Genomic DNA, 25182 nt, shown 5'->3' with positions numbered 1-25182 from the left:
CACAATGCAACAGTCATTTTTAGACGCAACTTATCGTAACTTTTTAGGTCAAGCACCTAAATGGTATAAGTTAACAATCATTGGTTTTTTAATCTTAAATCCAATCCTGTTTTTCCTTATTTCTCCATATATAGCGGGCTGGGCTCTGGTACTAGAATTCATTTTCACCTTGGCTATGGCGTTAAAATGTTACCCATTACAACCCGGCGGTTTATTGGCGATACAAGCTGTCGCCATTGGCATGACGTCATCTAAAACTGTTTTGCATGAATTAACTGTTAACTATGAAGTGCTATTACTGCTTATCTTTATGGTTGCCGGTATTTATTTCATGAAAAACTTACTTTTATTCTTGTTTACCAAAATCATTACAAAAGTACAGTCGAAAATTGTCGTGTCGTTGCTTTTCTGTTTTTCAAGCGCATTCTTATCGGCATTCCTAGACGCGTTAACTGTAATCGCCGTAATCATAAGTGTTGCCGTTGGTTTTTATTCTGTCTATCACAAAGTCGCTTCTGGTGCCCCGAGTCATGGCAGCCATGATCACACATCAGATCATGAACTGCCTGATTATTCTCGTGAAGATCTACAAGATTTTCGCGCGTACCTGAGAAACTTATTAATGCATGCAGGTGTAGGTACTGCACTTGGCGGTGTAATGACCATCGTCGGCGAACCACAAAACCTTATTATTGGTCAACAAGCCGGTTGGGAATTTGCAGAATTTGCAATCCGTATGTCACCAGTAACGATACCGGTGATATTTTGTGGCCTGTTAACCTGTTTCTTAGTTGAAAAATTCAAGGTGTTCTCTTATGGCGTTGCATTGCCAGATAATGTTCGTAAGATACTTGTCGATTTTGATGCTGAAGAAACCAAAAATAGAACCATGGCTGACAAAGCTAAGTTAGTTGCACAAGGTGCAATTGCAATATGGTTAATTGTTGGTTTAGCGATGCATTTAGCTGCTGTAGGGCTAATTGGTTTAACCGTTATTATTCTTGCAACATCATTCACTGGTGTTATCGAAGAACATCAAATCGGACACGCGTTTGAAGAAGCACTGCCATTTACAGCATTACTAGCAGTATTTTTTGCGGTCGTTGCGGTTATCGTCGACCAACAATTATTCACACCGGTGATCAGTTGGGTATTAACTTTTGAAGGAAATATGCAATTAGTGATGTTCTACCTAGCAAATGGCGTATTGTCGATGGTAAGCGATAACGTATTCGTTGGTACTGTTTATATCACTGAAGTGAAAAAAGCATTACTTGAAGGTCAAATCACTCGTGATCAATTTGATATGCTTGCCGTAGCAATTAACACAGGTACAAATTTACCTTCTGTAGCAACTCCTAATGGTCAGGCTGCGTTCCTATTCTTATTAACTTCAGCTATTGCTCCGTTAATTCGTTTATCGTACGGTCGTATGGTTTACATGGCTATACCTTACACAGTAGTATTAACCTTAGTTGGCTTAATTACGATTTATTCAGGTATGTTAGTTGAGTATACCGACATGTTTTATGACATGGGTTTAATTCACCATCATGCCATTTCTGATGGCGGCGGCTCTAGCAGTCATTAGTCGGATTGATGAAAATCGAATAACTAGCGCTCATTTGAGCGCTTTTTTATGGAAGTGAAAATGTTAAAAAAATTAAATGATTTTGCCCTAACCCCATTATCTTGGTGGTTACTAGCAGCATCAGCGCTAGGCTTAGAGTTGATCGCTTTGTACTTTCAATATGGAATGGGTCTAGAGCCTTGCATAATGTGCATTTACCAACGAGTGGCCATATTAGGTATAATCATCGCAGGCGTTATTGGCGCCATCGGTAACAAGTATATGCCGATACGTCTGGTTGCTTTCACTGTATGGGCAATAAGCGCTATCTGGGGATTACAGCTCGCCCTTGAGCACGTCGAAATCCAAGCAAATGCAGGATCTTTATTTTATACTTGTGATATTTTTCCGAACTTCCCAAGTTGGATGCCCATCCACGAATGGTTTCCAGCCGTATTTGAAGCTACCGGCGATTGCGGCAAAATTAATTGGTCATTATTAGGCTACTCAATGCCACAATGGATGATTGTTAATTATGGTGTTTATGTTTTGTTATTTGCTATTTTCTTTATCGCTCGTATAGTAGGAATAGTTAATAACAATAAAAGCACCTAATACATTAACAACTAGTAAGTTAATAAAGACGAAGTTAATAAATAACAACAAAACCTATCTAGGTGCTACAGGAGAATATTATGAATAACTCTATAGCACCTAAATGGTTCGTTTTTGTCGCAGTATTTGCTCTTATATGGAACCTACTCGGCGTTGCAGCCTTTTTCTTTGGCCCAACAATGAATGCAGATGCCATGGCAAGTCTGCCACAAGCGCAACAAGACATCTACGCGGCCACACCCTTTTGGGCAGTCGTTGCCTTTGCTATTGCTGTTTGTGGTGGTGCTTTAGGATCGTTATTATTGGTACTAAAAAATGCCTTAGCAAAACCGGTATTGATGGCTTCACTTGCTGCAATTATCGTGCAAATGTTTCATGCTTATTTTCTTGCAAATTCATGGGAAGTCTTTGGCCCCGGCGGTACGATAATGCCAATAATGGTTATTATTATTGCAATTGGGTTAGTGTGGTTAAGCTGTAAAGCAAAGGAAAATGACTGGATTTCTTAATCCAATATAATCAAAACTAAAACACCATCATATTTGATGTTTTTTTAACTTTAGGTATTTACGCTAGGCTAAATAATTAGATAGCGCTTTTGTTGTCTAATACTCTCGTAGATAATTCACCAGCGCTGATTTTTAAGAATATTTTTTTCAAGTACTCTCTCGCTAATTCAATGCGTTCGCTAAATTCCTTAAGTAAATTATTGAAACACATTCCTTTTTTGTTCACTTATTAAGTTCCTTAAAAGTGAGGCACATATTTATAACGCAGAATAATTTCAACTACCATAAGCAATTGAAATTATATAAGTATCATTGATTAGAGGAATAAAATTAACGCTATTTAGGTAAGTAAAGCGTAACAAACGATGGCAACAATTGAAGAGACCAAGACACTTAATATCGCGCCTTGTTTAACCATATCTTTTATTTCTATTTCACCTGTGCCAAAAGCAATTGCATTTGGCGCAGTAGCTACTGGTAGCATAAATGCACAGCTGGCACACATCGCAGCTGGCACCATAAACATTTTGGCGTCAAACCCTGATGCTACGGCTGCAACAGCCAAAATAGGCATAAGCAGTGTCGCTGTCGCGGTATTACTGGTAATTTCCGTAAGATAAGTGACCACTAAACAGATAATCAATAGTGTTAGCAGTAATGGCATATTGGCTAAATCGCTTAACCAATTACCAAGCATATCGCTCAAGCCAGAGGCAACAAAGCCCTTAGCTAAAGCAATACCGCCAGCAAATAACAATAACATGCCCCAAGGGATTGTTTTTGCCGTATCCCAATCAAGTAACCTTGAGCCTTTACCATTTGGGATCATAAACATTAATACAACGGCCGATAGAGCTACGGTGCTGTCCCCTGCGATATTGATATCAAAAAAACCGCTCCAACCGCCAAATGGTTCTTTTCTAAATATCCACGCCAATGCCGTTAATCCAAATACCAACAATGTGCGTGATTCCTCTTTACGCCAACGGCCATGTTCAGGCAAGACGATTTTGTCGTTTAAATGGATATTACGTGTTAGCCATAACGCCATTATAGGAATAGCAATCATCACCACAGGAACGCCTATTTTCATCCATTGTAAGAAACCAAACTCTACGCCAGTATACTCTTCATAAATACCTGCAAAGATTACATTGGGTGGCGTGCCAATTAATGTGCCAATACCGCCGACACTCGACGAGTAAGCGATACCTAGGATGAGTGCTACTTTAAGTTTTTGATTATCAATGTGTTGCAGTATTGCCAGTGCAATTGGTAGCATAATTAAAACTGTAGCAGTATTAGAAATCCACATACTCAAGATAGCGGCTGTTAGCATAAACCCAAATACCAGTCGTTTAGCGCTGTGAGCGCCTACAATTCGTACCATATAAACCGCAAGTCGTTCGTGAGCACCACTTTTTTCCAGTGCCTTAGACAGCATAAATGCGCCCATCAGCAACAGGATAACGTGCGAGCCTAACGATAAAGCTACCGTTTTATGATCAACAATGCCAAATAATGGTAAAAGCGCAAAAGGTATAATTGAGGTTGCAGGAATAGGAATTGCTTCTGTTATCCATAATAAAACAGTCAGCACGGTAATACCGGCAGTGATTGCTGCTTTATCAGGTAGTCCCAAAGCAAGCATCAGTAGGTAAAAAATAAAGGCTACAATTGGAGCCAAATAAATAAACTGATGCTTTTTCAAGGTATGTCCTTAATTTATAATTATTAAATGCTTTTATTAGAAACTACTATTAGCTATTGAGAAAACGCTGACAATTTTGCCATAACGGCTGTTGTTGTAACTTCACCATTGATAACTCATTGGCATTTTTACTTAGCATCGACTGTACACGCTTATTACTTTGTTCGCATGAAGTCAGCTTAGCCTGTTCGATCGCTTGTATTTGTCCAACTCTATCATTACAAACCAACAACATATCACAACCAGCTTTGTCTGCAGCCTCACAACGCTCGGCGTAACTACCGGCACTGGTCGCCCCTTGCATAGACAAGTCATCGCTAAAAATAACACCTTCAAAACCAAGCTCTTGGCGCAATACTTGTTGTAACCAATACTTAGAAAAACCGACAGGTAATGCATCTACATCTGGGTAGATCACATGTGCAGGCATTATCGCGTCTAACTTTCCGCTGGTAATGATATCTTTAAAAACCTGCATATCATTGGCAAAAATATCAGCCTTCTTACGGGTATCATTTGGCATCGCAATATGAGAATCTTCTTTAACGCTACCATGCCCCGGAAAGTGTTTTCCCGTTGCCTTCATTCCCGCTTTGTTCATCCCTTCAATAAACGACAACGCTAAATCCGTAACGATCTCAGGTTGACGATGAAACCCTCTATCAAGGATAACATCGCTAATATTATCAACATCTAGTACAGGGGCAAAACTAATATCAATACCAACAGCTCTAACTTCGGCAGCCATTAAATAGCCCATATGCAAAGAAATTTTCTTTGCTAAAGCTAAGGTTTCTTCCGCTGTATTGAAATGCTGCGCGGCGTATTTATAGATACTCCCCATCGCTGGTATTTTACTAAATCCATCGCGAAAACGCTGCACCCGACCACCTTCATGGTCTACGGCGATTAAAATATTCGGGTTATGAGATTTGATTTGTATATTGAGCTCAGTCAACTGTTCAACAGACTCAAAGTTACGGGTGAATAGAATTAGCCCAGCAACATTAGGATGACGAATTAACTCTTTATCTTCTTCATTTAACGATGTGCCTTGCACATCTATCATTAATGATGACATCTGAATTAACGCGAAATTGGCGCGCCGACGCCGGCTGCAACATAAGGAATTATGCGAGTTATCACCCCCTCAACATTAACATCTGCATCAAAATCATTCTTGGCAATGTCAATTAGGGCACCAGTAGAGGACATGGTAAATACTGCTGTCCCCATGGTGAAGTGTAAGCGCCAAAATATATCTTCAGATGTTAATTCTGGATAAGCTTGATGAACAGCCTTTACAAAGTTATCGATAATACCAGGGTAATTAGTAGTGATAAACCATCTTAAAAAACCCTGCGAATCAGTATAGCTTCGACCTAACAACTGTAAAAATATTGCCGTTCCGTTTTCTCTAAATTCATTTAGCGCCAATAAAGGTTTAACAAATGCATCGAATACATGCTCAAGTTCATTTTTATCCTCATCTGCCATAACATCTTCCAGCGCTTTGGTTAACAACGGAGACAACTGATCTAAATAGCGCTTCATAAGGGCTTTAATCAATTCTTTCTTTGAGCCAAAATGGTAATTAACCGCGGCCAAGTTAACTTCTGCGACACTAGTTATTTCTCGTAATGATGTGGTTGTAAAACCTTTATCGGCAAATAAAAGCTCCGCCGCATTCAATATTTTTGTTTTCGTATCCATGACTTTTCCGTCTACAGCTTAAGGTAATCAAACATGCGTTTAAAATGACAGGTCAAAATAAAAGTGTCAAGTATCAAGCCATTTATTGATTAATAAAACGGCACTTTGAACAATTTATTATTGCCGCAAAAATACTAACAAAAAAACCACCAAAAAAACTAAGAAAAAGCGGAAAAATTATGGTTTATAAACCATACTTAATTTCATACAAAACGATTCTCCCTGGACCCACTAGCTCGATCTGTCAAAAGGCTTTTGGGTCTTTTTTTGCTTACCGCATTTTAGTCTTTGTTCTCTTAATAAGATTGACATATACTCGTACCAGATACGTTTAATCACAACAATTAAAAGAAATACTCTATGAAGTTAACTAAATTCAAATTATCCGCTGCGGCAATAATAGTAGCAGGTTCGATTGCAGTTACTGGTTGCAATCAAGAACAAAACAGTACAGTTTCCAACGGAGAAAAAAGCGCTGAAAAGCAATCTTATTCGCAGGCAGATGTGACCAATTTTTTGGCACAAACTGCACAAGAACTTGAACGCCTTAACAATGAAGGCTCAAAAATAGAGTGGATTTATCAAAACTTTATTACTGAAGACACTGCGGCGTTATCGGCTAAAGCAGCACAAGAGTATTCTGAAGCAGGTGTTCGTTTTGCTCTAGAAGCGGCAAAATTCGATGATGTTGAAGTAACAGCTGAGCAACGACGTCAGCTTGGCATTTTAAAACAAGCATTAGTGCTTCCTGCGCCTCAAGACTCAGCCAAAAGTGCTGAGCTCGCGGAGATTGCTGCAGAGCTTGGTGGCATGTATGGCAAAGGCTCTTATACTAACGCTAAAGGCGAAAAACTAAGCCTTGGCCAAATGTCTGCAATTATGGCTAACTCAAAAGACTATGACGAGCTACTTGATGTCTGGCAAGGTTGGCGTCAAATCAGCCCAGATATGAAACCATTGTTCGAGCGCGAAGTTGAGCTTGCTAATGAAGGTGCTCAAGGTTTAGGTTACCCTGATTTAGGGGCTATGTGGCGGTCTAATTACGATATGCCCGCTGATGAGTTTGGTGTTGAATTGGATCGTTTATGGGGTCAGGTAAAACCGTTATATGATGCCTTACACTGTCATGTTCGAGCTGAGTTATCAGAAGAGTATGGTGAAGACAAAGTACCTTTAGATCAGCCAATCCCTGCTCACCTACTAGGTAATATGTGGGCGCAAAGCTGGGGTAATATCTATGACGTTGTTGCTCCAGAAAATGCAGATCCCGGTTACAATGTTACTGACCAACTGATCAAACACGAATACACTGAAATTGACATGGTTAAAGGTGCAGAAAAATTCTTTACATCATTAGGTTTCGATGAGTTACCAGAAACATTTTGGCAGCGTTCATTATTTACTAAACCGGCAGACAGAGACGTTGTTTGTCATGCATCTGCATGGAATTTAGATGCTAAAGATGATATTCGTATAAAAATGTGTATCCAAAAAACTGGCGAAGAGTTTTCCGTCATTCACCATGAGCTTGGACATAACTTTTATCAACGTGCATACAAAGATCAGCCGGTTTATTTCCAAGGCTCAGCAAATGATGGATTCCATGAAGCGATTGGTGACACGATTGCCCTTTCAGTAACACCAGGTTACTTAAAAGAAATCGGCTTAATTGACAAAGTGCCTGATGAGTCGAAAGATATCGGTTTATTGATGAAAATGGCTTTAGATAAAATCGCCTTCATCCCATTTGGTTTATTAGTTGACCAATGGCGTTGGAAAGTATTCAATGGTGAAATTACACCAGAGAATTACAACACAGCTTGGTGGGAGCTTCGTGAGAAGTACCAAGGTGTTACAGCACCTATTGAACGTTCTGCAGAAGATTTCGATCCAGGTGCTAAATACCACGTACCAGGAAACGTTCCTTATTCTCGTTATTTTTTAGCTCACATTTTGCAGTTTGAGTTCCACAAATCGTTATGTGAAATCGCTGGTAATGAGGGTTCGATCCATCGCTGTTCGATCTACAATAACAAAGAAGCTGGCGCTAAACTTAATCAAGTACTTGAAATGGGTGCAAGCCAACCTTGGCAACAAGCGCATAAAGTTATTACTGGCTCTGAGCAAATGGATGCAAGTGCAGTCCTAGACTACTTTGCCCCACTTAAAGTATGGTTAGACGAGAAAAATAAAGATCGCCAATGTGGTTTCTAATTACAATTAAGTAATTCAGCCATATAGATAAAAGCCTGAGTTCACTCAGGCTTTTTTATATTTAAAGCAAATTTATACCTGATTTTTTTATAAGGGCAAACTAATCAATAAAAAAATACCATTTAATATCAGCAACTTAAAACACTAATAAGAAATAACTTAAACATTCTATATTCCTTAGTTTAATCATTTGTTTCTATAAGCCTTCTCTCCTACTCTCTTCCTATTCCTAGAACATTTTGCGTTAAAGACTTTGAGCTAAAGACTTTGATAAGTTTTGGTATTCAAATCGTAGTTAATTCACAACTCTATAGCAGATTAGCGTCAGGAGGTTAACGTTATATTAGGTTAAAGGAATAAATAACTATTCATCATATTTTTTAAGGATAAATCATGAAAAACATTTCACTAATGATTAGTGCTGCTGTGTTCTTACTTTCTTATTCACAATCAATTCAAGCTAAGTATGTTTTCATCGCTAAAGACGACTCTCAAGCAACAAAATTGTGTGTAGCGACTGGCAATAACGACTTAAGCCAGGTAAAAAAATCGATAAAGAAATTATACCTTGTATCGACAGAATCTAATAAACGCGCAAGAGTAGCGACCCTTTCTATACAATGCAACGATTTGAACTTAGTGGAGTTTGCTGCAAATTTTGATGCTAATGATACATTTGATTATTTCAATAAAAAAGCCCCAAAACACATGCGTCTACCAAGCGACGAAATTAGCATTGAAGACATCAATGCCAGAGCTAAGGCTCCAATACAAACTATTATTGTTTCGGCGAATTAAAATCATTTTAAACGGCAAACAAATAGGAGCATCCAAATGCTTAAATTAATATGTGCTGTGATGGGTCTTTTCACCTTATTGATTATATTCACTAATAAAGTATACGCACAATATAGCTTTATCGCTGATGATGACTCTCTCGAAACTCAAATTTGTGTTGCGGCGGCAAGTAACGACCTTTTTGCATTAAAAGAGGCAATTAGCAAAATATCGACTAAAGCAAAAAGCATGAAAGGAAAAATACGCCAAGTCATATTAAAAATTAGTTGCAACAATATGGATCTCGTAAATTTCACCGCAATTTACCAAGCAGTTGATACGTTTGGTTATTTCAATAAAAAAGCGCCAAAAAAAATGCGTCTACCAGTAAATGAAATAAGCATAAAAAAACTGAATGCAAGTCGAGATTCTGAACTACAAACCATCTTGGTTGCGGCAAAATGATAGTGTGATTTTAACCGCCAAGTAAAAGCAAAAAGCCTGAGAAAAATTCTCAGGCTTTCTTAATTTAACCAGCTTTATAATAACAAGCCTATAAAATCTAACCGTTTATTTTTGCCCACGTATCACGCAAGCCAACGGTGCGGTTAAACACTAACTTATCTGCAGTTGCATCTTTATTATCTAGGCAAAAATAGCCTTGACGTTCAAATTGGTATGCTTTTTCGGCTTCAGCATTTGCTAAAGCAGGCTCTACACGAGCGTTATCGATTACAACTAATGATTCTGGATTCATTACCGTATGGAAATCGCTTTCAGCACTAGGGTTTGGCACATTAAACAAGCGATCATACAATCGAACTTCAGCAGTAATACTTTGCGCAGCGCTCACCCAATGAATAACACCTTTTGGTTTGGTTCCATCTTCTGGATTTTTACCTAAGGTATTTTTATTGTAAGTACAGTAAACCGTAGTCACATTACCATCAGCATCTTTGTCACAACCGGTCGCAGTGACAACATAAGCACCACGAAGACGTACAGCCTTACCTGTTACTAAACGCTTGTATTTCTTATTCGCTTCTTCACGGAAATCTTCCGCTTCAATAAATAATTCTTTACTGAACGGTACTTCTCGTGCCCCTTGTGATTCATCACTTGGGTGGTTTTTAACTGATAATATTTCTACTTTATTATCGTCATAGTTCTCAATAACTAGTTTAATTGGATCAAGAACTGCCATCGCCCGTGGTGCATTGTCATTTAAATCTTCACGAATACACGCTTCAAGAACGCCCATTTCCACGGTGTTATCCATTTTTGTCACACCAATGCGCTTGGCGAATTCTCTCAACGACGCGGGCGTGTAACCTCGACGTCTAAAAGCAGCAATCGTTGGCATACGAGGGTCATCCCAGCCATTTACCAAGTTTTCTTCTACTAGTGAGTTAAGCTTACGCTTGCTCATCACCGTATACTCTAGATTTAAGCGAGAAAACTCGTATTGACGAGGCGTAGATTCAATTGAAATATTTTCAATCACCCAGTCATATAAACGACGGTTATCTTGGAATTCTAATGTACAAAGCGAATGGGTAATATCTTCGATGGCATCAGATATACAATGGGTAAAATCATACATCGGATAAATACACCATTTGTCACCAGTTTGATGATGATGGGCAAATTTAACTCGATAAATAACAGGATCTCGCATACACATAAAGCTAGAACTCATGTCTATCTTTGCACGTAAAGCACAAGTGCCCTCTTCATATTCGCCATTTTTCATTTTGTCGAAATGAGCTAGGTTTTCTTCAACAGACGTATCTCGATAAGGACTGTTTTTACCTGGCTTGTTTAACGTGCCACGGTATTCACGCATTTCATCAAAAGATAGGAAGTCAACATAAGCTAAACCTTTTTCTATCAATTCTACTGCGTAGCCATACAAACGATCGAAGTAATCTGAAGAATAACGAATCTCTTTATTCCACTCAAAACCTAACCACTGAACGTCTTTTTGAATAGCTTCTACGTAATCAATGTCTTCTTTTTCAGGATTGGTATCATCAAAACGTAAGTTACATGTTCCTTGATAATCTTGAGCAATACCGAAATTCAAGCAAATCGACTTTGCATGACCAATATGCAAAAAACCATTCGGCTCTGGCGGAAAACGGGTATGAATTTCGTTGTGCTTGCCGCTATCAAGATCTGCGTCAATGATATTACGAATAAAATTGCTAGGACGGTTTTCAACTTCCGACATCTAGTGAACCTCTGAAAAATAGAAAAAATAAAAATTAATGGCGCATTATATCAATAGTTATAAAGAACGAATAGCGCTTAAGATAAATAAGTTAATATTATCTTGGGTTGAAGGAATCGAAGTGATATGGCTACAAACATAATTTACTCTCGTAGCCATTTATTTAGGTACTTTTATATTCTAGTCAATTCTAGCCGCGACAATCTCCTGAAAGAAACTCTTTATCAATATTGGTTTTGTTCTCGCCCATGGCAATTAACCCGTTTACAGGTTGATCATAGCCGCATAACCAAGAGGTTGGGCTCGCCGGACTGCCTTCCACCATAGCGGGTCTAAAAGTTAGGTACTTACCTTGCAGCGGCGCTGGTGCATCATGACCAAGTAAAATATGAAATGCTCCATCTTCTATGGTCACACTTTTGATTTTATTGGTCATCATTTTGTCCGCGGCAGGGATGCCCGCTTGTTCATTGTTTTCAGGGAATTGCAAATTATGGGCATAATACTCATCAATTTTCGGTTTTAGATTGCCAGCATACATAATTGGGTCGACCATTTGAGCTTTCATCACATAGGTTGAGTACGCAGGTAGAGCGACAGAAGCTAATATTCCTATGATAGCCACGACTATCATTAATTCGATTAAAGTAAATCCTTTTGTTTTCATTAAATTATTGCTCCTAGTGAGAAAATTGGTAGATACATTACTGTGATTAAAAAGCCAATCATCGTATACAACAATACCTGAATAATCGCATGGCAACGGTCAAACGTTTTTTTAACATTACGTTCTAATTCGGCTTGAGTCACAGTAATAAAAGTGCTGTATTCTGCGGAAACGGTCATACCTTGGCTTTCTAATTCATAAATTGCTTTGGTTTGATCAGACAAATTTTGTCCTTTGGCTAAATTAATTGGCGCTAAGAAAAGCTGTCTTAAATTAGTCAGGTTTGAATCTATAAGTTTAGGGATAAAGAATTGGCGCTTTGTTGGCGCAAAAACCAAATAACGATCAAAGTTTGCAAATTGTCGATAAATTAAAAATTGTAATAAAATTAAACCTATCAACAATATATTCGACAACAGAAATACATTATCGAAGGCTAAAAACTGTCCTGGCAATTCACTATCAAATAAGTCATAAGTATCTTTAAACGTTGGAAATACTTTATGTTTAAACAGTTGTGCAATGATGAAATAGATAACGTAAAGACTACAAATATAATTTAGAGCACGTTTTTGTTTGTCGACGATGTCATTGTTTAGTTGAAAATTATGGCTATCAATCGAGCTATAACTTTGTAAACAAGTCAATAACTTATCAGGTTGCGTGATCGATAAAATATCGTTAAACAGTTTGTTAGCTGCATAATTTAGTGTTTGTTTACCAAATAAGGGCTTAGTATCGAATGCTTCTAACGCGGACAAAGCGCTTTGCTTTGAATCCCCTTGCACAAGTCTATTGGCAAGAAACCGGCATTTAAAATGAAAAAGTGACCAGCTCATAAATCCATTTACTTTTAGGTGTATTGAATTATTTAAACTAAAGTAAATCGCTGCTATTTGCAACCAAATAAAATGCTAACCCTTTGTTCTAATTTGATAAAAAGCTTAAATTAAAAGTAAATAAAAATTTCGACGAATTAAACTCAACTTATATAACAACTAAAACAACAACTAAAACAACAACTAAAAAATTACATTTCACCGTAATTTTATGTGCAGTAACCGAATCGGCATTTACTATCGTTAAACATTTCAATAGTCTATCGACAAATTAAGTTATATCCTTGATGTAACAAAACAACTTATTGGGAATACTATGTTCAAACACACCATCATTGCCTTGGCTATCGCATCCATTACCGCTTGCTCACAAGACGCTAATGTTGAGTCACCTTTAACAGGAAAAGAGCTTGCAAAAAAGTATATCATTCTCGATGGTCATATTGATGTGCCATATCGTTTAGAAAACAATTGGAGTGATGTAACTAAAGCTACTGAAGGTGGTGACTTTGATTATCCTCGCGCGGTAGCCGGTGGATTAAATGCTCCTTTTATGTCGATTTACATTCCCGCAGCACTTGAGTTATCAGGTGGTAGTAAAGAGCTTGCCGACAAGCTCATTGACTCAGTCGAAGACATCGTCAACCGTGCACCGGATAAATTTGCAATTGCCACGTCTGTCGCCGATGTAAAGGCACAATTTGAGCAAGGACTAATTTCACTACCTATGGGAATGGAAAATGGTAGCCCTATTGAAGGCAAAATGGAAAATCTGAAACATTTTTATGATCGTGGCGTACGCTACATCACTTTATCTCATTCTAAATCTAATCACATTTCAGACTCATCTTATGATCCATTGCGCCCGAGCAAAGGTCTAACTGACTTTGGTAAAGATCTTGTCGTTGAAATGAACAACATGGGCATGCTTATTGATGTATCACATATTTCTGATGATGCTTTTTATCAAGTGATGGATATTACTAATGTTCCGGTTATTGCGTCTCACTCGTCAGCTCGTAAGTTCACGCCAGGTTTCGAACGTAATATGGATGATGAAATGTTAAAACGCTTAAAAGAAAATGGCGGCGTTATTCAAATAAATTATGGCTCAACTTTTATTTCGCAAGAATCTCGAGCTTACTATGATCAATATTCCGCCGATGAAAAACAGTTCGCTATAGACAACGCGGCAGTGCCTGACAGTGAAATAATGAAAGAGTTTAAAAAAAGCTATCGTGATACGCGCCCGTTCCCATTTGCAACACTTGAAGACGTGCTCGATCATATCGATCATGTAGTCGAAGTTGCTGGTATTGAACATGTTGGTATTGGCTCTGATTACGACGGTGTTGGCGATTCACTGCCGACCGGCCTTAAAGATGTTGCTAGCTACCCTAATCTTATCGACGGATTACTTGCTCGGGGTTATAGCGAACAAGATATCGAAAAGATTTTGTCTGGCAATGTGCTTCGTGTTTGGCAAATAGCCGAAGACTACGCTAGCTCACATTAAGCTTTACAGTCCTAAATTATATTAGAAATTAACAATGAAAAACCTCTATTTGGTCTCCGCTGTCTCGTTAAACCCAATAAAAAGGTTATTAACCGAGCTTGGTGCACCAATAGAGGCACTTTATGAACAAGCACTAATTCCGAAAAAAGCGCTTACAGATGAAAGTATTCAAATATCTTGGATGCCAGTACGTAACATTTTTTCCATTGTCGCAAAAAAGTATCACATAAAAAATATCGGATTTTTGTTGGCTGCAAAAGATGCCTTACAACCGGTACTGCCATATTTCGATTTTGTTACCAAAAACACCAATGATATAGAAAGTGCATTGCAGCTATTTTGCGATATCAATAAGTTTACCGTGAATAATGTCAACCTTTGGCTAGAAAAAGATAATGCAGGAGTGTGGTTTTGTTATGCGCCATTAGAATACTCATTTATCGGTAATGATATTATTGAAGAATATTCGTTAGCAATAATGATCGAGTTTATTCGTTATTTAACGAAACCTTCATGGAATGCAACAACAATTGGCTTATCTAGAGCTAGTATACATTACGAAGATAATCATTATTTGCAAGGCGCACAACTATCATTCTCTCAACCTGCAACACGCATATTAATCGAAGAAAAAATATTAAAACAAAGTATAAATAAAAATAATGCTGCGTCTATTAATAACGCCAAAACGATTAATATCGATAACTTTACCCCATTAATGGTCGAACAATTGACGATGATATTACTCCCCTACTTTGAGCAGTTCATTCCCAATATTGAAAATGCAGCCAAAATAACAGGATTAAGTAAACGAAGTTTGCAACGATACCTGAATAAGGAAAAGTTAAGTTATCGTAATTTAATCGAACAACTTAGGTTTGAAAAAGCAAAAACGCTACTTATTGATACCAATTTAACTATCCATCAAATCAGTGAAAAACTGCACTACAGTAACTACCATAATTTTTCCCGTGCTTTTTCACGATGGGCAAATTCTTCACCAACAAACTTTCGTTTAAATCATCGCTAACCGATCCAATAGTATTGTGATTGTTCGAAAATGTTTAAACTATTGAATAGTAGCCGAAAAGTAGCTATTTGTAATCAATTGCAATGGCGCCAAATGATATATACCGAATAAAAATAGTTGATTAATATCTGCTCATTAATTTTTGTCACACAATTAGAAGCGAGCTTCTAGGGGTATATCATGAAACTATCAAAATCTGTCATCGCAATAACGGTTTCTACTGCATTAGTAGCTACAACATCATATGCAAAAGATGACGTTTCGGCGGATGAAGCTGCAAAAGAGCTTGCCAATCCAAATACAGCCTTTGCCAGCCTGTCGCTTAAAAATCAATTTAAATCTTTCGACGACGGCACTGAAGTTAAGCAGACTTTATTTCAACCGTCATTGCCATTTGTTTTGAGTGACGGTGATAAAGCTATTTTCCGCCCCGCGGTTCCTATCGTTTATGATAATCGTAATGGTGAATCAGGCATCGGAGATATTGGATTTGATTTAGTCTATGCACCAAAATCAGCGGATCCGAGCAATTTATTTGCTTACGGTGTGGTTGGTTCTTTACCTACCGGTAGTTCTGACATTGGTGGCGGTGAAGTGACTGCTGTTGGTCCAGCATTATTTGTCGGTAAAATGAAAGCTAGTGGTTTAATTGGTGCTTACACTTCTCACCTTGAAAGTGTTGATGAAGGTGATTTAGGTGATGCTGGTAAATTAAGCGTAACCTCTTCACAGTTAATGTGGATTAATTTAGCCGAAGGCGGCTGGACTTGGGGTAGTGCGCCAAAAATTGAGTATAACCACGAGCTAGAAGAAGATAAATTAACGGTACCAGTCAACTTTACTATTAGTAAAACGACATTCATTGGCGATCGTGCTTGGAAATTTGGTGTTGATCTTGATTATTACGTTGAGAAAAACGATATGTACACGCCTGATTACATGATTACCTTTACCATTACACCTGTAGTAGAAAACATGCTTAACACTTGGTTAAATAACTAACCTAGCAGTTAAAAAAGGTTTAAATTAAAAAGACTCCAGTTGGAGTCTTTTTTTGTTTTAGAATAACTGTAATTAAAGTGAATCAACGATGTTTTTAATTAACTCTGGGCCTTCATAAATAAAGCCCGTGTAAACTTGTACTAACGATGCGCCTGCATCTAATTTTTCTTTCGCTGATGCCGCAGAGTTAATACCACCAACGCCAATAATTGGCATTTTACCATCTAAGTGTTTCGCTAATAACTTAATGATTTCAGTACTTTTTTGTTGTACTGGCAATCCGCTCAGGCCGCCCATTTCACCGCCATGCTCTAGATTTTCAACACCTTCACGACTTAATGTCGTATTGGTCGCGATCACTGCATCGATATTATTGGCAATTAAGCTTTCGGCAATACCAGCAATTTCTTCTTCGGTAGAGTCAGGTGCAATTTTCACCGCAACAGGGACATACTTACCATGCTTTTCTGCGAGTGCAGTTTGCTCTTCTTTTAGAGCTGCTAATAGAGTATTTAACGCATCACCGTATTGTAAGTCTCTTAAACCTGGCGTGTTAGGCGATGAGATGTTTACTGTTATATATGAAGCAAATTGGTAAACCTTGCGCATACAGTGAATATAATCATCTTTAGCATTTTCTTCAGGGGTATCTTTATTTTTACCAATATTGATCCCTAAAACACCTTTAAAATTGGCTTTTTTTACTTGATTTACTAAGTAATCCACACCGTGATTATTAAATCCCATTCGATTAATAATTGCGTTTGCTTCCGGTAAACGGAAAATACGCGGCTTATCATTGCCTGGTTGTGGACGAGGAGTTACCGTACCAATTTCAACAAAACCAAAGCCCATCGCACCAAAGCCATTGATACACTCACCATTTTTATCAAGCCCTGCGGCTAAACCAACAGGATTTGGAAAGGTAATTCCCATAACCTCAACAGGCTTATCTTGTACTTTAGCTCCGTAAAGGCCTTTTAAGGCAAACGATGCAGGGAGCTTCAACATGTTAATAGTTAGTTCGTGTGCTTGTTCAGCTGATAGCTTAAACAATAGATTTCGGGCAATTGAGTAAAGCATGATGTCCTAGATTATTGAATTCAATGTATATTGAGTTAAATGGAATTAGTTTGAATTTGTCAAAATAGCTTCAGATATTTTCTTTTTACAAATAAAAACTCCCCTAATGCGGGGAGTTTATCATTAATGACTTAGACAATAAATAAGCGTTTTTTAATGGTTGTGATCATTGTGATGTGACAACATCATTAATTCACGAAGTGCTACTGAGAATTTTGCAAATTCATGTGTTTTGCTTGTTCTAAAGTCTGCCAATACTTGCTGCCATCTATCAAGTGGCTGACCAGAGACTTCCATCCAATCATCTATCATTGCATCGATATCATTAGTATCAGGACTCGCTTTAAGGATCACCGATGTTAATGAACGCTGTTGCCAATCTAGCTCTTCTCTAAATGACGCCCTAGCCAGTGCTTGCCAATGGTTGTCTACTGGCTGATTGGTAATTTGCGCCAAGAACCAATGTAGATCTAAACGCACACCCAATCTAAAGTATAACTTGGCAACGAACTGGATTTGATGGGCATCTTGGCAGGCAACCTGTGCGATATCCATTGCTGAGAATAATGTAGAGAACTGAGAAACACGTTCAGCAAGTTTCGCTGGTACTTTTTCTTTCTTCAATTTCTCTTTAATGTCATTAAGTTCTTTCGCTTCAGCATCAACTAAGAAAGTACTTAATTTAGCCGTTAATACTTCAAACGATGGACGGTAGAAATCCAGTGATTGCTCAATCGTCAATGACTTATTGCGATGACGTAAGAACCAACGTGTAGCACGGCGAACCGTACGACGTAACTGGAATAACATTTCAATTTGAACATCGGCAGAAATTTTATTATCTAACGCTTCAATTTCAGACCATGTTTTTTCCATTTCAAAAATATCGCTAGCAATAGAAAAACATTTAGCAATTTCAGCAACGTCTGCGCCTGTTTCTTCGCGCATACGAACGGCAAAGTTAGCGCCCATGTAGTTACATAAATTATTGGCTAAACGAGTAGCAATAATTTCGGCTTTAAGAGGATGCGTTTGCATTTGCTCTTTGTAGCTCTTTTGTAATTGAACCGGGAAAGCATTAACAAACAAACCGTTTAAATAGGTATCGTTAGTAATTGAATCAACAACTAACTCTTCTTTTAGTACCATTTTGCCATAGGCAACTAGTACAGACAGCTCTGGACGAGTCAAACCACGGTTACTAACCATACGTTCCGCAAGCTCTTCGTCATTTGGAATAAACTCTAACGCTCGGTCGAGTTTGCCTTCACGCTCTAAATTGTGAATAAAGCGTTGATGTTCTTTAAGCTTAGATACACCGCGAGACTCAGAAATTGAAATAGAGTTAGTTTGTGCATAACAATCTTTTAATACGATTTCTTCAACTTCATCAGTCATATCGTATAACAGTTTATTACGTTGCTTGATGGTTAGATCACCATTTGCCACTAAACCATTAAGTAAAATTTTGATATTTACTTCGTTATCCGAACAATCAACACCACCAACGTTATCAACGAAGTCAGTATTCATACGGCCGCCATTGGCAGTATATTCAATACGACCAAGTTGTGTACAACCTAAATTACCACCTTCACCAATAACTTTAGCTTGTACTTCATTACCATTAACACGTAATACGTCGTTAGCACGGTCACCAACTTCCTGGTGAGACTCGGCAGTGCCTTTGATGTACGTACCAATACCACCATTCCAAATCAAATCAACCTTCATGCGCAACATGGTTTGAATTAATTCGTTAGGCGCCATTGATGCTTTTTTAGTGCCAATCATCTTCTTGATTTCTGGCGTTAAAGTAATTGATTTCGCTGCTCGAGAGAAAATACCACCACCTTTAGAAATAAGGTCGGTATTGTAATCTTCCCAGCTCGAACCAGGTAAATTAAATAGACGCTCACGCTCTACATAAGTTTTCGCTGAATTTGGCGTTGGATCGATAAAGATATGCATATGGTTAAATGCCACCTGCAAACAAATGTGTTTTGATAACAACATACCGTTACCAAATACATCACCGGCCATGTCCCCTACCGCTAAACAGGTAAAGTCTGTGGTTTGACAGTTAATACCGATTTCTCGGAAATGACGTTTAACTGACTCCCAAGCACCTTTCGCTGTGATCCCCATTTTCTTGTGGTCATAACCAACACTACCACCAGAAGCAAAGGCATCGCCTAACCAGAAACCATACTCTTCGGCAATACCATTGGCGGTATCAGAGAATGTCGCTGTACCTTTATCAGCTGCAACAACTAAGTAAGTATCATCTTCATCTAAACGTACAACGTTTTCAGGATGAACAACTTCACCGGCAACTATATTGTCAGTAATATCTAATAAACCACGGATAAATGTTTTATAACATTCACGACCTGCTTCAAAGATTTCTTGACGTGTACCACCTACTGGTAATTGTTTACAGTAGAAACCACCTTTTGCACCAACAGGAACAATAACCGTATTTTTAACTTGTTGCGCTTTTACCAGACCTAAAACTTCTGTTCTAAAGTCTTCACGACGGTCTGACCAACGCAAACCGCCACGAGCAACTTTACCGCCACGTAGATGCACACCTTCTAATTGAGGGGAATAAACGAAGATTTCAAATTTTGGCAATGGCTTAGGCATTTCCGAAATAAGTTCAGGCATCATTTTGAATGAAATGTATGACTTTTCGTCATTGCTTTCATTTAGCTGGAAGTAGTTAGTACGCACTGTAGCGTTAATAATCTCTACGTAACGACGTATAATACGATCGTCATCTAAGCTAGCAACATTATCTAACGAGCTTTCAATCGTTGTTAAAACCTTGCTGATTGCTTTATCTTGATCTTTCTCACTTGGCGTGAATTTAAGTTCAAATAATTCCACCAATAATTCAGCAAAATTTGGATAACGTGAAAACGTCGATTCAATATAAGTTTGTGAGAAGGTACTACCAATTTGTTGTTGGTATTTTGCGTACGCTCTTAGAATAGCAACTTCACGACCGGCGAGACCAGCGCCCAAGATCAAACGGTTAAAACCGTCATCTTCTAAATCACCGTGCCATACGCGGGCAAACGCATCTTGGAAAAGCTTTTGTACTTTCTCTAACTTAAATGCTTTATTACCTGTAAGTAACATTGAGAAATCGAGGATCCAGCACATTTCGCCTTCACTGTTACGTACCATATACGGGCTTTCACCAATAACACGCAATCCGAAATTCTCTAGAATAGGAAGAACATCAGACAAATGCAGTGGTTCGCCTTTGTGGAATAGTTTTAACTTCACAAAACGCGAGTCCGACTTTTCTTCCAATGGTTGATAGAACAACATTTCAAGCGGATTACTGTCAGTAACCGATTCTAACTTTTCTATATCAACAATTGCCGTACCCGGTAGCACTTCATCTTTGTATGATTGTGGAAAACTACTATATTTACGGCTCAGTTTTTTACCTAGTACTTCGCCTTTATTGATATTTAACGCATCGGCAAACTTATCGTCCCAGCTGCGTGCTGCTTGGTTTAGGTTACGTTCGATTTCCTTCACATTAATATCTGCTTTAGTTGAGTCTACACGGACTATATAGTGAGTTCTTGCTTGAACAGATTCAGAGAAGAATGTATTAAATTCAACTTCACTTTCACTGCCAAACGCTTTTTGTAAAATTTGCTGTGTTTCAATTCTAAGTTTCGTGTTGTAACGATCTCTTGGTACATAGACCATACATGAATAAAAACGATTAAATGCATCACGACGAACGAATAGACCGGTAACATCGCGTTCTTGCATTTGTAGCACACCTTTAACGGTAGCGACTAACTGTTGCTCATTCGATTGTAATATTTCGTCACGCGGGAAGGTTTCAAGAATATTAATCAATGTTTTATAAGCATGTGAACCCGGCGCAAATCCAGAAGCATCACAAACGCGCTGCACTTTATGGCTAATTAACGGTAGGTTTAATGCGCTATTGTTATAAAAAGCACTACCAAATAAGCCTAAATAGCGTTCTTCGGCAATAATATTACCTTCATCATCAAACTTCTTAATACCGATATAATCGAGCTGAGCTGGACGATGAACACGAGACTTTGAGTTAGTCTTGGTTAATATGAGAATATTTTTACCTAACGCCAGTTCACGAGCGCCTTCTGAGAATTCAGAAATAACACGCTGTTTTGGATTTTTCGAGTTTTTCATCAATCCAAGGCTAGAGCTAATATCTGCAACTAAAGCGATACTGCCTTTCTCTTTTTCAACGTTATATTGACGATAACCCATAAAGGTAAAGTTGTTATTACTTAACCAAGTTAAAAATTCTTTTGATTCTTTATATTCAGTTTTATCAAACAGCTTTTTAGAGCTGTCTATTGAGGCAATAGTTTGCTCAAACTGATTGCGCATTTGTTGCCAGTCAGTAACCGTAAGATTTACATCTTCGTAAACTGATTTCAGTTCATTAGAAAGACTATCGATATCTTCTTGCTCTGTTAGACGATCAATCTCAATAAAGAATACCGTTTCAGCAACTGAATCTTTCAATTTCTCATTTGAGTTAACCATCGCATTAATCGAACCTTTGTAATCTCTTACAACATTCATCGGACAGTTAAGGAAAATGTGTGGCGATAAGCCTAAACGATTTAACGCGATACGTGTAGAGTCAACTAAAAATGGCATGTCACGGCTGATAACCTCAATTACCGTGTGGCTAGATTTCCAACCGTTTTTAGATACTTCAGGATTGATAACACGAATAAAGGCTGATTCACCCGCATTTTCGTTGAACGCTTTAAACAAACTTAATGTTGCACCATATACGTCACTTTCGTTACGTCCGGCTAAATCATCAGTAGAAATATTGCTATAAAGCAAGTTAGCAAATTGCTCAAGTAGAGGCGCGGTTTCGCTAGGCACCTTGTCATGAATAAGTCTTGCTACATTTGTCAAAAGTACAGAAGATTGATTATCTAATGACGCCATTGTTATTACCCTCTGGATTAGGCGATATTACAAGAATTATAGTAGACACTGAATTTTTCACTAACTATATAATTCTTATTATTTATTTTTATTTTTCAATGCAATGTTATAGACATTAAAAATAGTGCTGAGTTGGCGCGAATTTTAGTAAGAAATAACAGCTTTTGCGAGAACTATTTTAGAGTAAAAATACCAATTTTTAATGACTTAGAAGTGAGTTATAGTAGTTTATTCAAAGGGATTAAATAGAAAATGGCCTTTCGGCCATTTTAGTGACTAAATATGCAGTTTTAATTTAGATAACTGCATAATTTTTTTTTATGATTAAGAGTGTAATGCTTGTTGAAAACGACTTTAATGTCGAATTCAACAAGTTTAATTGTAGATTATTTTTTCTCTCGCCATAAGAATGTTGAAAGCGCCGGTAAAATGATGATCGCTGCCAACATATTTACTAAGAACATAAAGGTAAGTAAGATTCCCATATCTACTTGGAACTTTAGATCTGAGAAGAACCAAGTTGATACACCTATCGCCAGCGTAACACCGGTTATCAGTACCGCACTACCACGCTCTTTTAACGCAGATAGATACGCCTGTGCCATGGTCTCACCTTGTTTCAATTTCAAACTCATGGTCGATAGTATATAGATACCATAATCGACACCGATACCGACACCTAGTGCGATAACTGGCAGAGTTGATACGGTCAATCCAATATCTAAAAACGTCATTAATGCCTGTGCTAAGGTAGATACCACATAAAGTGGCGCAACAACGACTATCGTTGCACGTACAGAGCGGAAACTTATCAAACACAACAAGGTTACCGCACCATAAACATAAATCATCATTGGCAATTGTGCTTCTTCAACCGCTTCATTGGTTGCCGCCATAACACCAACTGGGCCTGATGCTAATTTGAACTTGATTTTATCGGTATTAAGTAGCTCAGCATTTTCTTTAACTGCTTTTACAATGCCATTAATGGTTTCCGCTTTATGATCTTGTAAAAATAGGATAATTGGCATTGCCGAACAATCGGTATTCAACAATCCGCTAGTTGATGGCACTCTAGCAATTGATTGCACTAACGATTGCTGATTTCTAGAAAGTACTTGCCAGCGCTTATTACCCTCGTTGTAACCTGAGTTAACTATCTTAGCGACACTTGCTAAGGACACTGCTGACTGAACACCTGCAATATTTTCCATGCGCCATTGCATTGTATCTATCCTATCAAGCACCTCATGATAGATACATGAACTTTCATAGGTTTCAACAACGATCGACATATAATCAACGCTAATCGCGTATTTCGAAGTAATTAAGAACGTATCTTGGTTATAACGAGAATCCTCATGGAGCGCAGGTGCTCCTGCATGTAACTCCCCTATTTTCAAGTCGTTTGATTGATAATAACCCCAAGCAAATAACAATGCTGTAAATGCTAGAATGATTTTCGCAGGTTTTTCTCTTGTTACGATATCAGCCTTTTTCCACAATAATCGGTTCATCAATTTGTGATCGGCGTTTTTTGCAATTTGTTGCTGCTCTTTAATATCGAAGCGCACAAATGACACTAATATTGGTAACAGCAGTAAATTAGTGAAGATAATTAATCCAACACCTAAAGACGCAGCAATAGCAAGTTCGCGGATAATACCAATATCAATCGCCAGTAGTGTCAAAAATCCTACTGTATCTGATAACAATGCAATGCCGCCCGGCACTAATAAACGTCTAAAGCTCAATTGTGCTGCCTGATGAGCAGTGTTTCCTTTAGCAACTTCTTTTGATATCGCATTGATCATCTGTACACCGTGGCTGACGCCAATGGCAAAGACTAAAAATGGCACCAATATCGACATCGGATCGAGACCAAAACCTAGCTGATTTAACATGCCTAATTGCCACACAACGGCAATTAACGAACAACTGATTGGCAGTAACGTTAAAGTAATGGAGTTACAGAAGAAATATACCATTATGGCGGTAATTAAAATGGCGATAGCAAAGAAAGTGACTACGCCTTTTGCTCCGTTGGCGATATCACCGACCATTTTCGCAAAACCAATGACATGAATACTAATATTATCTTTTTCAAAAGTACCGCGAATTTCATCTTCCAATTGGCCGGCTAGCTTTAATGTATCTAATTTCTTACCAGTATCAGGATCGATTTCCATCAATGATGTTTTCACCATCGCACAACTGTAATCATCAGAAACTATGCTACCGACAATACCCGCTTTTTCGATATTGCCTTTTACAATCGCCAAGCCTTGTTCATTTGGCTGAAAGTCCGCTGGAATCACCGGACCACCAGCAAATCCATCTTCCACCACTTCAACAAATCGAGTTGATGGTGAATACAAAGAATTAACCAAAATTCGGTTAACACCGGGGATAAAGAATAACTGATCGTGAACGCCTTTTAAGGTATTAAAAAAGCCTTCATTGAATATATCGCCATCTGTATTACATACCGATATCAAAACATTGTTGGCACCACCAAAATTAACTTGGTGCTTTAAATAGGTTTTCATATAACTATGCTGTAGAGGAATATTTTTCTCAAACGAGGCGTCTAACTTGATGCTTAATGCTTGTGCAAACAAATAACCAGTAATAAATAAAAAGATACCTAAAACGGTAAAACGAAAACGGAATATGTTTCGTTCGATATGAGTTAAAAATTTCTTAAT

At 38.1% G+C, this 25182-nt stretch carries 19 protein-coding genes; 9 read left to right on the top strand and 10 right to left on the bottom strand.

From position 1 onward, the window contains the following. Window positions 1–4: 4 nt before the first annotated feature. The 3 genes from nhaB to LT090_RS07260 all read left to right on the top strand — a co-directional run bounded on the left by nhaB (window position 5) and on the right by LT090_RS07260 (window position 2694). On the top strand, window positions 5–1591 hold the full coding sequence (gene nhaB / locus LT090_RS07270; RefSeq protein WP_068545272.1) for a sodium/proton antiporter NhaB: 1587 nt from the start codon (window positions 5–7) through the stop codon (window positions 1589–1591). 48 nt (window positions 1592–1639) lie between these two features. Continuing rightward, window positions 1640–2185, top strand: a complete 546-nt coding sequence (gene dsbB, locus LT090_RS07265) for a disulfide bond formation protein DsbB (RefSeq protein ID WP_226996533.1) — start codon at window positions 1640–1642, stop codon at window positions 2183–2185. Window positions 2186–2265: 80 nt separating this feature from the next. After that, a complete protein-coding gene (locus LT090_RS07260; RefSeq protein WP_068545271.1) occupies window positions 2266–2694 on the top strand; it encodes a hypothetical protein in 429 nt (142 codons plus the stop codon). 76 nt (window positions 2695–2770) lie between these two features. Here the strand turns inward: LT090_RS07260 and LT090_RS17015 are convergent, their stop codons facing one another. The 4 genes from LT090_RS17015 to psrA form a co-directional block, all read right to left on the bottom strand. Then, window positions 2771–2920, bottom strand: coding sequence for a hypothetical protein (locus LT090_RS17015; protein WP_157726594.1), 150 nt, complete (start codon window positions 2918–2920; stop codon window positions 2771–2773). Between the two features lie 114 nt (window positions 2921–3034). Next, the gene (locus LT090_RS07255) at window positions 3035–4405 is read right to left on the bottom strand and encodes an SLC13 family permease (protein ID WP_068545270.1); all 1371 of its coding nucleotides are present in this window, start codon (window positions 4403–4405) and stop codon (window positions 3035–3037) included. 49 nt (window positions 4406–4454) lie between these two features. After that, window positions 4455–5486: a beta-N-acetylhexosaminidase gene (nagZ, locus tag LT090_RS07250; RefSeq protein ID WP_068545269.1), complete on the bottom strand. Its 1032-nt coding sequence runs from the start codon at window positions 5484–5486 to the stop codon at window positions 4455–4457. Window positions 5487–5491: 5 nt separating this feature from the next. Further along, window positions 5492–6118: a TetR family transcriptional repressor PsrA gene (gene psrA, locus LT090_RS07245; protein WP_068545268.1), complete on the bottom strand. Its 627-nt coding sequence runs from the start codon at window positions 6116–6118 to the stop codon at window positions 5492–5494. A gap of 360 nt (window positions 6119–6478) precedes the next feature. Between psrA and LT090_RS07240 the strand changes: the two genes are divergently transcribed. From LT090_RS07240 to LT090_RS07230, 3 genes are all read left to right on the top strand, one after another. Further along, window positions 6479–8332 carry a M2 family metallopeptidase gene (locus tag LT090_RS07240; protein ID WP_068545267.1) on the top strand — a complete coding sequence of 618 codons (1854 nt, stop codon included), beginning with the start codon at window positions 6479–6481 and terminating at the stop codon, window positions 8330–8332. A gap of 393 nt (window positions 8333–8725) precedes the next feature. Beyond that, the gene (locus LT090_RS07235; protein ID WP_068545266.1) at window positions 8726–9130 is read left to right on the top strand and encodes a DUF3718 domain-containing protein; all 405 of its coding nucleotides are present in this window, start codon (window positions 8726–8728) and stop codon (window positions 9128–9130) included. 36 nt (window positions 9131–9166) lie between these two features. Then, a complete protein-coding gene (locus LT090_RS07230) occupies window positions 9167–9574 on the top strand; it encodes a DUF3718 domain-containing protein (RefSeq protein ID WP_068545265.1) in 408 nt (135 codons plus the stop codon). Between the two features lie 97 nt (window positions 9575–9671). Here the strand turns inward: LT090_RS07230 and glnS are convergent, their stop codons facing one another. From glnS to LT090_RS07215, 3 genes are all read right to left on the bottom strand, one after another. After that, window positions 9672–11342 carry a glutamine--tRNA ligase gene (gene glnS / locus LT090_RS07225; protein ID WP_068545264.1) on the bottom strand — a complete coding sequence of 557 codons (1671 nt, stop codon included), beginning with the start codon at window positions 11340–11342 and terminating at the stop codon, window positions 9672–9674. Between the two features lie 190 nt (window positions 11343–11532). Continuing rightward, complete coding sequence (locus LT090_RS07220) at window positions 11533–12009, bottom strand: pilin (protein ID WP_068545263.1); 477 nt, start codon at window positions 12007–12009, stop codon at window positions 11533–11535. Next, window positions 12009–12848 (bottom strand): hypothetical protein, encoded by an 840-nt coding sequence (locus LT090_RS07215; RefSeq protein WP_070795908.1) that lies wholly within the window; start codon window positions 12846–12848, stop codon window positions 12009–12011. Before LT090_RS07215 ends, LT090_RS07220 begins: the two co-directional genes overlap by 1 nt. Before the next feature lie 316 nt (window positions 12849–13164). Between LT090_RS07215 and LT090_RS07210 the strand changes: the two genes are divergently transcribed. The 3 genes from LT090_RS07210 to LT090_RS07200 all read left to right on the top strand — a co-directional run bounded on the left by LT090_RS07210 (window position 13165) and on the right by LT090_RS07200 (window position 16396). Further along, window positions 13165–14364 carry a dipeptidase gene (locus LT090_RS07210; RefSeq protein ID WP_068545261.1) on the top strand — a complete coding sequence of 400 codons (1200 nt, stop codon included), beginning with the start codon at window positions 13165–13167 and terminating at the stop codon, window positions 14362–14364. Between the two features lie 34 nt (window positions 14365–14398). Next, complete coding sequence (locus tag LT090_RS07205; protein WP_068545260.1) at window positions 14399–15394, top strand: AraC family transcriptional regulator; 996 nt, start codon at window positions 14399–14401, stop codon at window positions 15392–15394. A gap of 180 nt (window positions 15395–15574) precedes the next feature. Next, complete coding sequence (locus LT090_RS07200) at window positions 15575–16396, top strand: hypothetical protein (RefSeq protein ID WP_068545259.1); 822 nt, start codon at window positions 15575–15577, stop codon at window positions 16394–16396. A gap of 72 nt (window positions 16397–16468) precedes the next feature. On the opposite strand, the gene pyrD is transcribed toward LT090_RS07200, so the two are convergent. The 3 genes from pyrD to LT090_RS07185 form a co-directional block, all read right to left on the bottom strand. Beyond that, complete coding sequence (pyrD, locus tag LT090_RS07195) at window positions 16469–17479, bottom strand: quinone-dependent dihydroorotate dehydrogenase (protein WP_068545258.1); 1011 nt, start codon at window positions 17477–17479, stop codon at window positions 16469–16471. Window positions 17480–17632: 153 nt separating this feature from the next. Continuing rightward, complete coding sequence (locus tag LT090_RS07190; RefSeq protein ID WP_068545257.1) at window positions 17633–22474, bottom strand: NAD-glutamate dehydrogenase; 4842 nt, start codon at window positions 22472–22474, stop codon at window positions 17633–17635. Window positions 22475–22860: 386 nt separating this feature from the next. Continuing rightward, window positions 22861–25182 (bottom strand): efflux RND transporter permease subunit, encoded by a 2322-nt coding sequence (locus LT090_RS07185; RefSeq protein WP_415918827.1) that lies wholly within the window; start codon window positions 25180–25182, stop codon window positions 22861–22863.

This window comes from Thalassotalea crassostreae (assembly GCF_001831495.1).
Taxonomy (GTDB): Bacteria; Pseudomonadota; Gammaproteobacteria; order Enterobacterales; family Alteromonadaceae; genus Thalassotalea_A; species Thalassotalea_A crassostreae.
This window is presented reverse-complemented; position numbering and strand designations above follow the sequence as displayed.